The sequence below is a fragment of the Streptomyces sp. NPDC045778 genome (assembly GCF_056431945.1).
The window spans coordinates 297,583-310,054 of sequence record NZ_JBWKJZ010000006.1; the positions used below are offsets into that span (position 1 = coordinate 297,583).

7 protein-coding genes and 1 tRNA gene are annotated in these 12,472 nt (G+C 74.4%); 2 read left to right on the forward strand and 6 right to left on the reverse strand.

What is annotated here, in order from left to right:
• Positions 1-35: 35 nt before the first annotated feature.
• From AC07GB_RS10725 to leuS, 5 genes are all read right to left on the reverse strand, one after another.
• Positions 36-2,663, reverse strand: coding sequence for a ComEC/Rec2 family competence protein (locus AC07GB_RS10725; protein ID WP_478843704.1), 2,628 nt, complete (start codon positions 2,661-2,663; stop codon positions 36-38).
• Positions 2,660-3,541 (reverse strand): ComEA family DNA-binding protein, encoded by an 882-nt coding sequence (locus AC07GB_RS10730; protein WP_478843825.1) that lies wholly within the window; start codon positions 3,539-3,541, stop codon positions 2,660-2,662. The genes AC07GB_RS10725 and AC07GB_RS10730 overlap by 4 nt, the downstream gene beginning before the upstream one ends.
• Positions 3,542-3,966: 425 nt before the next feature.
• The gene (locus AC07GB_RS10735; RefSeq protein WP_478843706.1) at positions 3,967-4,812 is read right to left on the reverse strand and encodes a DegV family protein; all 846 of its coding nucleotides are present in this window, start codon (positions 4,810-4,812) and stop codon (positions 3,967-3,969) included.
• A gap of 145 nt (positions 4,813-4,957) precedes the next feature.
• Complete coding sequence (locus tag AC07GB_RS10740; protein ID WP_478843708.1) at positions 4,958-5,713, reverse strand: hypothetical protein; 756 nt, start codon at positions 5,711-5,713, stop codon at positions 4,958-4,960.
• Between the two features lie 322 nt (positions 5,714-6,035).
• The gene (gene leuS, locus AC07GB_RS10745) at positions 6,036-8,951 is read right to left on the reverse strand and encodes a leucine--tRNA ligase (protein ID WP_478843710.1); all 2,916 of its coding nucleotides are present in this window, start codon (positions 8,949-8,951) and stop codon (positions 6,036-6,038) included.
• Positions 8,952-9,407: 456 nt separating this feature from the next.
• On the opposite strand from leuS, the gene AC07GB_RS10750 reads away from it, so the two are divergent.
• A complete protein-coding gene (locus AC07GB_RS10750; RefSeq protein ID WP_478843712.1) occupies positions 9,408-10,724 on the forward strand; it encodes a ferric reductase-like transmembrane domain-containing protein in 1,317 nt (438 codons plus the stop codon).
• Positions 10,721-12,307: a ferredoxin gene (locus AC07GB_RS10755; RefSeq protein ID WP_478843714.1), complete on the forward strand. Its 1,587-nt coding sequence runs from the start codon at positions 10,721-10,723 to the stop codon at positions 12,305-12,307. The genes AC07GB_RS10750 and AC07GB_RS10755 overlap by 4 nt, the downstream gene beginning before the upstream one ends.
• 69 nt (positions 12,308-12,376) lie before the next feature.
• Here AC07GB_RS10755 and AC07GB_RS10760 read toward each other — a convergent pair.
• A tRNA-Ala gene (locus AC07GB_RS10760) sits at positions 12,377-12,449 on the reverse strand.
• Between the last annotated feature and the right edge of the window lie 23 nt (positions 12,450-12,472).

The window sequence follows — 12,472 nt, forward strand, 5'->3', positions numbered from 1 at the left end:
TCCCCGGAACACCGCCTCAGAACCGGAACACCGCCTCAGAACCGGCGCGTGATCACCCCCAGCTCCACCTCCTCTCCCCCGGCCGCGGCCCCGGCGGCCCCCGGCGCCCGCTCGCCGGACGCACCGCCGGGCCGCCCGCCGATCACCGCGACCGCGCCGTCCTCGTCGGTCCGCAGCACCATCGCCCCCGCGCTCCGCAGCGCGTCGACCGTGCGGGGTGCGGGGTGTCCGTAGGAGTTGTCCGCCCCGCAGGAGATCAGCGCGAGGCGCGGCCCCGCCCGCCTCAAAAGCTCCGGGTCCTGGTACGACGAACCGTGGTGAGCCACCTTCAGGACATCCACCCGCGGCAGCACCGCCCCCGCCGGGGTGCGCAACAAGGCCCGCTGCGCGGGCGGTTCGAGATCGCCGAGCAGGAGCAGCGTGAGGCCCCTTGTGCGCACCAGGAGCGTGACGCTCGCGTCGTTCGGCCCCTCCGGGTCCGGTGCCGGGCGCGACGCGGGCCAGAGCACCCGCCAGTCCAGCTCCCCCACGCGCCGCCGCTCCCCGGCCACGGCCCGCGTCACCGGCACGCCCCGCGCCGCCGCCTGTGCCCGCACGAACGCCACCTGCCCTGGTGGCTCCCCGAGCCCCGTCGTCTGGATCGCCCCCACCGAACGCCCCCTCAGCACCCCCGGCAACCCCGCCACGTGGTCCGCGTGAAAGTGCGTGAGCAGCACCAACGGCACCCGCGTGACACCCAGCGTCCGCAGACAGCGGTCCACGAGCATCGGGTCGGGGCCCGCGTCGACGACCACCCCAGCCCCCGGCCCCGCCGCGAGGACGGTCGCGTCGCCCTGCCCCACATCGCACATCACCAGGCGCCACCGGGGCGGCGGCCAGCCCGCGATGACCCGGGTGAGCGGCGGCGGCTGGACGACCACGACGAGCAGCAACAACGCGCACGCCGCGCACAGCCAGGGGTGCCGCACGAGCCGTCCGCCCACCAGGACGAGCGCCACCGTCAGGACGGCGAGCAGCAGCGCGCCGCGCCAACTGCCCGGCCAGTCCACCCCGTTCCCGGGCAGTCCCGCACCCGCCCGCGCGATGCCCGCGATCCACCCGGTCGGCCAACTCGCGCACCACGCCAGGGCCTTGGCCAACGGCATCGCCACCGGCGCCACCGCGAGCGCGGCGAACCCGAGCACCGTCGCGGGCGCCACCGCGAACTCCGCCAGCAGATTGCACGGCACCGCCACCAGGCTCACCCTCGCCGCGAGCACGGCCACCACCGGCGCGCACACCGCCTGCGCCGCCGCCGCGGCCGCGAGCGCCTCGACCAGCCGCCCCGGCACCCCGCGCCGCCGGAGCGCGGCACTCCATCTCGGCGCGAGCGTCAGCAACGCCCCGGTGGCGAGCACGGAGAGCAAGAAGCCATAGCTCCGCGCCAGCCACGGGTCGTACAGGACGAGCACGAGGACCACCGCGGCCAGCGCCGGGATCAGCGATCTTCGCCTGCCCGTGGCGAGGGCCAGGAGCACCACCAGGCCGCACGCCGCCGCCCGCACCACACTCGGCTCCGGTCTGCACACGAGCACGAAGCCCAGCGTCAGGACGCCCCCGAGCAGCGCCGTCGACCGCAGCGGGATGCCCAACCGTGGCGCCAGACCACGCCGTTCGGCCCGGTGTGCCGCCCCCGGCGGGCCGATGAGCAGCGCGAGGACAATGGTGAGGTTGGCCCCGCTCACGGCGAGCAAATGCGTCAGGTCGGTCGCCCGGAACGCCTGCTCCAGCTCCGGATCCACCCGGGAGGTGTCCCCGATCACCAGCCCCGGAAGCAGCGCCCGGGCGTCGGCGGACAGCCCGTCCGTCGCCTCTCGCAGGCCCCCGCGCAGCTCTCCCGCGAACCGCTGCGCCCGCGAAGGCTCCTCGATCACACGCGGTGCCCGGTCCCTCGTCACGCGCAGCACCGCCGCGATTCCTCCCCTGTCCGGCAGCGGCGGCACGAGGTCCGCCCGCACCCGAAGCCGCGTGGACGGCAGCAGCCCGAGCCACGGGGAGTCCCGCCGCTGCCCGGCCTCCTTTCCCGCAACCTCCCCCGGCCCCTCGGTTTCTTCGGACTCCGCAGGCTCCTTCGCTTCCTCCTTCTCCTCGTGCCGCACGATGACCAGCACCGGTGTCCGCGTCGCGGTCGTCGTGCCGTCCCTCTCCGTGACCCGCACGACGTCCGCGTCCAGCACCACGGCCGGCGGCACCGGCCGGTCGCCCGCCGCCCGGGGTCTGGTGCGGCGCGGGTCCGACGTCACCTCCAGCTCCGCCGTCACCGTGGCGTACTCCCGGGCCAGCGCGGGGACCGGGCCACGGTGCAGATCCGCCCCGTGCAGCCCGGCGGAGGCCGCCGCCGCCCCGGCGCACAACAGGACGGCCGCCACGCTGACCCGCCCCCAGGCCCCGCCGCGCCGGCGGCCCAGACGGCCACGCCTCCCGCTCGGCACGCGCCCGCACGCCGTCCAGGACACCAGCAGGGCACCGGCGACCACCACGCAGACCACCACCGCGCCCGTCACCAGGCGGGGTGGCGCGTCGAGCGCCAGGGCCGCGGCCGCCCAGGCCGCCAGGGCGGGCGGCACGAGGCGCAGGTCCACCGGGGCTTCCTGGCGGGGGTTCGCCGTACCCGGCCCCCTCATGGCCGTACGAGATTCCGCAGATCGGCGAAGCGTCGATCGCCGATGCCATTGACCTCGCGCAACTCGTCCACCGAGCGGAAGCCGCCGTGCTCCGTGCGGTAGTCGATGATGTGCTGCGCGAGGACCGGGCCGACCCCCGGCAGGGTGTCCAGTTGCTCAGCCGTGGCGGAGTTCAGCGCGACCGGGCCCGTGGTCGCTCCGGGGGTGCCGGGTGGTCCGGCCGCCGCGCCACCCGCGGGCACCCCGGGCGCCCCGGGCGCGGGCCCGCCCACGATCAGTTGCTCACCGTCCACGAGCAGCCGGGCGCGGTTGAGGCCATCGGTCTTCGTGCCGGGGCGCACCCCGCCCGCGGCCCGCAGCGCGTCGGCGACCCGGGAGCCGACCGGCAGGCGGAGCACACCGGGGCTGCGGACCTTGCCGCTGACGTCCACGACGAGCGCGCCACTCGCCGCGCCCGCCGCGCCCGCGCTCCCGGCGCCGGCACCGGCGCCCTCGGCCCCTGGAGGCGGCCCCGCGTCCGGCAGCATTCCCGGTGACGGGGACGGTCCCGCCTCGCCACCGGGCGCGGCCGCCTCACCCACCACGTCCGGCGCCCGCACCGGCTGAGCCCGGCCACTCCAGAAGTGCTGGGCGGCGAACACCGCCGCGACGACGAGGACCACCCCGAGCGCGAGCACGCTCCGCCGCTCCATGGCGCATCTGAGCTGCATCCAGACCGGGAGCCGCTCCCGCACGGCGAGCCCGGCGCGCACCCGCCACGACACCTCCGCCCGCGCGGGGCGGTCACACCCGTCCTCCGGCACGGAGCCCACGCGATCCGGCGCGGAGCCCACGAGCCCCGAAGCAGGGCCCACACCCTCCGGCACGGCCACCGGCACCGCCAAGGGCCGCGAGGCCTCCTCGCGTCGCCCCGCCACGCCAACCCCCGCTCGGCGAGGCCCTCCCGGACCGGGCCCCGCCCCACCGACCCCGGCGAACAGCGTCTCCGCCCGCAGCCGCATCGCCTCCGCCGCGGCCCGCCTGCGCCGGACGCGCCGTCGGGCGTGACGACGCGTCACTCGTACTGAGAAGTCCTGGCTCAGCTCTCCGCCCGCCGTGCCTGTCGCTGTCCGTGAAGGTGATCGAAGTGCCATGCCGAAAACGCTAGACACGGCACGGAAAACACGTTGATCTTGGTCAATTCCCGGGGACTACCCGCGAGTTGTGGATAACTCCGTCACTCACACGAGGGCACGAGCCCTCCGCCGAGGTGTCACGGGAGCACGAGGCACCCCACCGATGCGCCACGAGGGCACGAGCCGCCTCACCGAGGCGAGACCACAGCCCCCAGCAGCCCCGGCCCCGTGTGCGCACCGATCACCGCGCCCACCTCGCTGACGTGCAGCTCCGCCAGCGACGGCACCCGCTCCCTGAGCCGCTCCGCGAGCGCGTCGGCGCGCTCGGGCGCCGCGAGGTGATGGACCGCGATGTCGACCTCGTGCGCACCGGCTTGCTCCACCGCGATCTCCTCGAGGCGGGCGATCGCCTTCGACGCGGTGCGCACCTTCTCCAGCAGCTCGATGCGCCCGCCGTCCAGTTCGAGCAGCGGCTTCACGGCGAGCGCGGAGCCGAGGAGCGCCTGGGCCGCGCCGATCCGCCCGCCGCGGCGGAGGTAGTCGAGGGTGTCGACGTAGAAGTACGCGGAGGTGCTCGCGGCCCGCTTCTCGGCGGCGGACACCGCCTCGTCCACGGAGCCGCCCGACTCCGCGGCCTCGGCGGCCGCGAGGGCGCAGAAGCCGAGGGCCATCGCGACCATGCCGGTGTCGACGACGCGCACCGGCACCGGCGCCTCGCGTGCCGCGAGGACGGCCGCGTCGTACGTCCCGGAGAACTCCGCCGACAGGTGCAGCGAGACGATGCCCGTGGCGCCCGCCTCGGCGACCTCGCGGTAGGTGCGCGCGAAGACTTCGGGGCTGGGCCGCGACGTGGTCACGGGCCTGCGCTTCTGCAACGCGAGCGCGAGGGAGCGGGCCGAGATCTCGGTGCCCTCTTCGAGCGCCTGGTTGCCGAGCACCACGGTCAGCGGCACCGCGGTGATGCCGTGCCGCTCCATCGTCCGCTGCGGCAGGTAGGCCGTTGAATCGGTGACGATCGCGACATGGCGGGACATGAGCTGGAGATTACCCGCAGGAACCGGGACGCGGCAGTCCGACCCCGTCACCCGGGCGACGGCACCCATGACGGGCCGCACGCGACCGGGCGCGACCGGGCAGGCCGAGGCCTCACCACGGCGTCGGCAACGGATCGCGCGGGGCTCAGGTGGTGCTCTCCGGCTTGGCCTGCTTCTCCCAGGAGTACGTCGGCCGCGGGGTCGGCGGGGTGATCGCGGGTCTCGTCGGCTCCTGGGCGGCGCGGTCGGAACTCTCCGGGGCCGGGTCGGGCCACGACGAGGCGGGCGCGGAGGCCGGCGGGGAGGAGAAAGGCGAAGAAGGCGCGGCGGACTCCGGGGGCCGTGCGTCGGTCGGCTCCGCCGTCCAGTGCCGCAGGGCGCCCGCTTCCATGTCGATCTGCGTCATCAGGCCGTCGAGGTTGTCGTCCGCGAACTTGTGGGCGCGATCGCGCGCCGCCCAGCGCAGGGAGTCCGCGGCCTTGGTGATCTGCTCCGTGCGCTCCTTCAGGGCGGGCAGGCGCTGGCTCAGGGTGATGCGGTCCGGCTCCCTCTCAAGGCGCCGCAGCTCGTCGTCCAGCTCGTGGCCGTGGGTGCTCAGGCGCTCGAACAGGGCGAGGGACTCGTGCAGCGAGGCGTCCTCGGCGACGCCCGCGCGCAGGGCGTCCTGGGTGGCCCGCATCGAGGTGCGCAGCTTGAGGCGGAGCTGGGCCAGCTCGCCGACGGCTCCCGGCTGCGCGATCGTCCGCGCGCGCAGCGTGGTGTCCTCGACCGTGCGGCGGGCCTGCGAGATCGTGCGGTCCACGCCTCGCTTGGCGGCGCCGACGGCCTTCACCGCCGCATAGGCGCCGACCACCAGGAACAGCACGAAGAGCAGCGCGACCACTGCGATCACGGCTTCCACGATGCTTCTCCTTCGGCCGGGCGGGGCGGGGGTGGTGGTGCCGGGACGGACGGCCTGTCCGCCCCTCCACGGTAAACGCAACAAGCCCGTCGAGGGTTCCAGCGGAACCCCCAACGTGCCCGTAGGGGACTACCCCGAGGCGGTGCGCCCCACGCGGGCTCGCCCCGCCGCTCCCCCGGGCCCAACGCGCCTGCCTCGCCGCCCCTCCCGGGCCCGACGCGCCTGCCTCACCGCCCCTCCCGGGCCCAACGCGCCCGGCCCCGGCAAACGTTGAACGGCCGGAGCCCCATGGGCCCCGGCCGCTCTCAGCGCCTCGTACAGGTCAGGCGGGAACGATGTTCACCAGCTTCGGCGCCCGCACGATGACCTTGCGGATGCCCGCGCCGCCCAGCGCGGCCACGACCCGCTCGTCGGCCAGGGCGACCTTCTCCAGCTCCTCGTCGGAGATGGCCGGCGGGACCTCCAGACGCGCCTTGACCTTGCCCTTGATCTGCACGACACAGGTCACGGCCTCGTCCACGACGTACGCGGGGTCGGCGACCGGGAAGTCCTGGTGGACGACCGAGTCGGTGTGGCCCAGTCGGCGCCACAGCTCCTCGGCGATGTGCGGGGCCAGCGGCGCCACCAGCAGCACCAGGGCCTCGGCCACCGAACGCGGCAGCGCGCCCCCGGCCTTGGTCAGGTGGTTGTTCAGCTCGGTGACCTTGGCGATGGCGGTGTTGAACCGCATGCTCTCCAGGTCCTGGCGGACGCCGTCGATCGCCTTGTGCAGGGCGCGCAGCGTGTCCTCGCCGGGCTCCGCGTCCACGACGGTGACCTCGCCGGTGGCCTCGTCGACGATCAGGCGCCACAGGCGCTGGAGCAGCCGGTACTGGCCGACGACCGCGCGCGTGTCCCACGGGCGGGACACGTCCAGCGGGCCCATCGCCATCTCGTACAGGCGCAGGGTGTCCGCGCCGTACTCCTCGCAGATCTCGTCCGGGGTGACCGCGTTCTTCAGGGACTTGCCCATCTTGCCCAGCTCGCGCTTGACCGGCTCGCCCTCGAAGAAGTACTGCCCGTCGCGCTCCTCGACCTCGGCGGCCGGGACCGGGAAGCCGCGGCTGTCGCGGTAGACGTACGCCTGGATCATGCCCTGGTTGAACAGCTTGTGGAACGGCTCGGCCGACGAGATGTGGCCCAGGTCGAACAGGACCTTCGACCAGAAGCGCGCGTACAGCAGGTGCAGCACGGCGTGCTCGGCGCCGCCGACGTACAGGTCGGCGCCGCCGGTGGGCTGGCCCTCTCGCGGGCCCATCCAGTAGCGCTCGATGTCGGACGCGACCAGCTGCTGGTCGTTGTGCGGGTCCAGGTAGCGCAGCTCGTACCAGCAGGAGCCCGCCCAGTTGGGCATGGTGTTGGTCTCGCGGCGGTAGGTGCGCGGGCCGGCGCCGTCGCCCAGGTCCAGCGTGACGTTGACCCAGTCCTCGTCGCGGGACAGCGGGGTCTCCGGGCGGGTGTCGGCGTCGTCCGGGTCGAAGGTGCGCGGCGAGTAGTCGTCGACCTCCGGCAGGGCCAGCGGCAGCATCGACTCGGGCAGCGCGTGGGCGACGCCGTCCTCGTCGTAGACGATCGGGAAGGGCTCGCCCCAGTAGCGCTGGCGGCTGAACAGCCAGTCGCGAAGGCGGAAGTTGACGGTGCCGCGGCCGATGCCCTCGCGCTCCAGCCACTCCGTGACGCGGGCCTTGGCCTCGACGACCGACAGGCCGTCCAGGGAGATCTTGTCGCCGGACGAGTTGACGATCTTCGCTTCGTACGAGGCGAAGGCGTCGTCCCACGTGGACGCGTCGGTGCCCCGGTCGTCGGAGGGCTCGACGACACAGCGCATCGGCAGCTCGAAGGCGCGCGCGAAGGCGAAGTCACGGGTGTCGTGCGCCGGGACGGCCATGATGGCGCCGGTGCCGTAGCCCATCAGGACGTAGTCGGCGATGAAGACCGGGACGCGCTCGCCGCTGACCGGGTTCGTGGCGTACGCGCCCGTGAAGACGCCGGTCTTCTCCTTGGCGTCGGCCTGGCGCTCGACGTCGGACTTGGCGGCGGCGGTGGCGCGGTACTTGGCGACGGCCTCGGCGGGCGTCGCGTGCCCGCCGGTCCACACCTCGTGGGTGCCCTCGGGCCAGGCGGCCGGGACCAGCGAGTCGACCAGCTCGTGCTCGGGCGCCAGGACCATGTACGTGGCGCCGAACAGGGTGTCCTGGCGGGTGGTGAAGACCGTGATCGCCGCGTCGCCGGAGCCGACGGGGAAGTCGACGCGGGCGCCCTCGGAGCGGCCGATCCAGTTGCGCTGCTGCAGCTTGATGGCCTCGGGCCAGTCCAGCCCGTCCAGGTCCTCCAGCAGGCGGTCGGCGTAGGCCGTGATGCGCATGTTCCACTGGCGCAGCTTGGACTTGAAGACCGGGAAATTGCCGCGCTCGGAGCGGCCGTCGGCGGTGACCTCCTCGTTCGCCAGGACGGTGCCCAGGCCCGGGCACCAGTTGACGGGGGCCTCGGAGGCGTAGGCCAGGCGGAAGCCGCTCAGGACGTCGGCGCGCTCCGCGGCGGACAGCTCGTTCCACGCGCGCGTGGAGTCCGGTACGGCGCGCTCACCGGTCTCGAACTGGGCGATCAGGTCGGCGATCGGGCGGGCCTTGCGCAGCTCGTCGTCGTACCAGGAGTTGAAGATCTGCAGGAAGATCCACTGGGTCCACTTGTAGTACTCCGGCTCGATCGTCGCGAACGAGCGGCGCTTGTCGTGGCCCAGGCCCAGGCGGCGCAGCTGCGCCTTCATGTTGGCGATGTTGGCCTCGGTGGACACGCGCGGGTGCGTGCCGGTCTGCACCGCGTACTGCTCGGCGGGCAGGCCGAAGGCGTCGAAGCCCAGGGAGTGCAGGACGTTGTGGCCCGTCATGCGCTGGAAGCGCGCGTAGACGTCCGTGGCGATGTACCCCAGGGGGTGGCCCACGTGCAGGCCCGCACCCGAGGGGTACGGGAACATGTCCATGATGAACTTCTTGGGGCGGGCCGCCAGCTCCGGGTCACCGGCCAGGTCGCCGCTCGGGTTGGGTGCCTCATACGTGCCGTCGGCGTCCCAGACGTCCTGCCAGCGCGCCTCGATCTCGGCCGCCAGGGCGGCCGTGTAGCGGTGCGGCGCGGCCGTCTCGGCGGCCGTGGGGGCGCCCCCCGCGCCTTCGGCGGTGGCGGAGGAATTCGTCTCGCTCATGGTCCTCAAAGCTCCATCGATCGTCTCTGCCTGCGGAAACGGCCGTGCGGCCAAATAAAAATGCCCCTCGCACAGGAGGGGACGCCGCGCCGATTCCGACCGCGCTCACTCGCGGTCGGGACTGATCAGCGCGGCCCGCTAAGCAGAAGGCGTACGGCACGCATGGCGTCAGAGTACCGCAGCGCCCCGAGGCCGGGCGACGCACTTCGTCCCGCTCCGACCGGATCCGGACCGCGGTGCCGCACGGAAAGCGGCGGCCCACCCTTGGCCAAGGATTACCCCGCGTACCGCCCCCTATCGGGGCAACACCAAGATCGAGTCGCACTTTGATAACAACGCAATAACTCAAACCCCGTACCCACCGGTATGGGGCGACTTAGCATGCGGCGACCGGACCATTTCGGAGTCGCCCCCATGAACCCTCTGCACCCGCACCGCAAGCGTCCCCGGAGCCCCGTGTTATCCGGCTCCCCCTTCCTCCGCTCGCCGGCCGAGCCCTTCACCGGCTCGTTCACCGGGCCGGGCAGAGCGGCCCGCGGCCTGCTGACCACGGCCGCGCTGCTCCTGATACCCCTGCTGGTGTTCGCGGGAGGCGACGACTTCCGTGCCGCCCTCGACCACACCACCGGCGTCCTGTCCCTGGTCGCCCTGACCGCGTCCGTCGGCTGGGGCCTCGTCGCGTCGGACCGGCTCTTCCTGCGCTCCCGCCAGCGTCTGCTCGCCCAGGCCGTGCACCGGGCCACGGCGGTCGCCTCCGTCGGCTTCCTGCTGCTGCACGGCACCGTCAAGCTCGCGCTCGACCACGTGTCCCTGGTGGGCGCCCTCGTCCCCTTCGGCCTCGGCGTCACCGGCGGCGACGGCCTCATCGGCCTGGGGTCGCTCGCCGGCCTCCTGATGGTCACCACCAGCGTCACCGGCGCGCTGCGCAGCGCCTTCGCCTCACCGGTCCAGGTCGCCTCGCGGTGGCGGGCCCTGCACATGCTCGCCTATCCCGCCTGGTGCGCCGCCCTGCTCCACGGCCTGTACGCGGGACGCCAGCCGAAGCCGTGGGTCGTCGCCCTGTACTGCCTGTGCCTCGTCGCGGTCGCCGGGGCGATGGCGCTGCGCGCGGCACCGCGCCCGGTCAAGCGCAGGGTGGCCGCCCGGATCCTCGCCGTCCTCGAACCCGACGGCCGAGGAGCGCCCGGCCGGCCGCGCCGCAGGGCCCGCGCGACCGCCCGGGACACCGAGACCGCCCCGCTCCCCGGCACGGCCCCCGGCGCCCGCGGGCTCCCCCCGGAGCCGGGCCCCGTCACCGGCATCGCCGCCGCCTACCGCGCCCTCGCCACGCCCTCCGGCCAGGACGGGGCCGATCTCCCGCCGGACCTCAGGACGACCGAGGTCCTGCCCACCGTCACGCCCCGCTGGCCCACCCCTTCACCACCGCCACCCGCCCAGGCCCCCGGACCCCCGTTCTCGTACGACTCCGTAGACCCCCGACACGACTCCGTAGACACGCGATACGACTCCGTAGACACGCGATACGACTCCGTAGACCCCCAGGACACGCAACACGACTACGGAGACACCCGATTCGGCACCGACGGCCCGGGGCCGTACGCCGACAGCTCCTTCGACACCTGTTCCCAGCCCGCCTACCACCCGCCCGTGTACGACCCGCCGTGCGAGCCCGTGCGCGACGGCGGCGAGCCCGCCACGCAACCCCTACCAGGCCCGTTCCAGGCACCCAGCACCGGTGAGCCCTGGAACGCGCCCGCCGGAGGCAGCAAGTGAACGCGTCCCTGCCCGACGTCCCCGAAGTCCGCGTCGTCGGGCTTCCGCTGCTGACCTCGGGCTTCGATCTGGTCGAGCGGCTCGACCTCGCCATGCACCTGAAGGTGCACGGCCCGCTGCGGCCCGTCGCGGGCGAGCAGCTGGCCGGGCTCGCGGAGGCGATCGGCCTGCGCGGCCGCGGCGGCGCGGGCTTCCCGTTCGCCAGGAAGTTGCGGGCCGTCGCCGAGGCCGCGATCCGCCGCGGGGTCCGTCCCGTGGTCGTCGTCAACGGCAGCGAGGACGAGCCCGCCTGCCGCAAGGACACCGTCCTGATCAACCGCACGCCGCACCTCATCCTGGACGGTGCCCTGCTCGCGGCCGAGGCCCTCGGCGCGCGCACCCTCGTCGTCGGCGTGACCCGCGACTCCACGGAGGCGTCGATGCGCGCCGCACTCGGCGAGCGGGGTCTGACCGACCGGCGTGGATCGCGTCTCCGCGCGCGGGTGCAGCGCAATCCCGCGCGCATGGTGACCGGCGAGTCCTCCGCGCTCGTACGCTCCGCCGACGGCGGTCCGCCGCTGCCTCCGGGGCGCAAGGTCCGCACCGCCGACTCCGGGGTGGGTGGCGCGCCCACGCTCCTGTCGAACGCGGAGACGTTCGCGCAGCTCGCCGTCGCCGCCCGGACCGGAGCGGACCGCTACCGCCGCACCGGTCTGCGCGACGAGCCCGGCACCGTCCTGCTGACCCTCTCCGGGGCCGTCACGCGCCCCATGGTGGTGGAGGTCCCAACGGGCGTCCCCCTGCGGTACGTTCTCCAGCTCGCGGGCGCTCCCCCGCTGCCGCAGGGCGTCCTCACGGGCGGCTACCACGGCAAGTGGCTGGACGCGGCCACCGCGCACGACGCCGTGGTCTCCCGGGCCGCCCTGGAGGCCTGCGGGGGCGCTCTGGGCGCGGGCGCGGTCCTTCCGATCGGCCCCGGCACCTGTCCGCTCGGCGAGTCCCTGCGCGTGGCGCACTGGCTGGCGGCCGAGAGCGCGGGCCAGTGCGGCCCCTGCTACCTGGGGCTGCCCGCCGCCGCGCGCGGTCTCGCGGACGTCCTGGACGGCGGCGGGCCGACCGCCCTGGAGGCGCTGCGCGAGGTGACGCGGGCGGTGAAGCGGCGCGGCGCCTGCAAGCACCCCGACGGCACGGCGGCCTTCCTGGAGTCCACGATCGCCGCCTTCACGGACGACTTGGCGGCGCACGTCCTGGGCGACGGCTGCGGACGGCCGGTCGAGGGCGTGCTGCCCCTCCAGGACGACGCGCCGGAGGGCGAGGCGCCCAGCGGGCGCAGGCTGGCCGTCGACTGGACGCTGTGCCAGGGCCACGGCCTGTGCGCCGACATCGTGCCCGAGCTGATCCAGCTGGGTCCCGACGGCTTCCCGTCCGTCGCGGAGGCCGCGGTGCCGCGCTACGCGGAGGCACGCGCCCAGCGGGCCGTGCGGCGCTGCCCCGCGCTCGCCCTGCGGGTCGAGGAGGACCCCGCGGCTCCCGCCGCGTCCCGGGCACTGCCGATGCCGCCGCGCGGGCGCGGGCGCCGCGCCCTGGGCAGCGGACGGCAGTAGAGCACACGGCGCGGGGAGGAAACACGAGAGCGGGCCACCCGATCCGGGTGGCCCGCTCTCAATTCACTGTGGAGCTAAGGAGAATCGAACTCCTGACCTCTTGCATGCCATGCAAGCGCTCTACCAACTGAGCTATAGCCCCTTGCTGTGTTCCGCCCGGTTTCC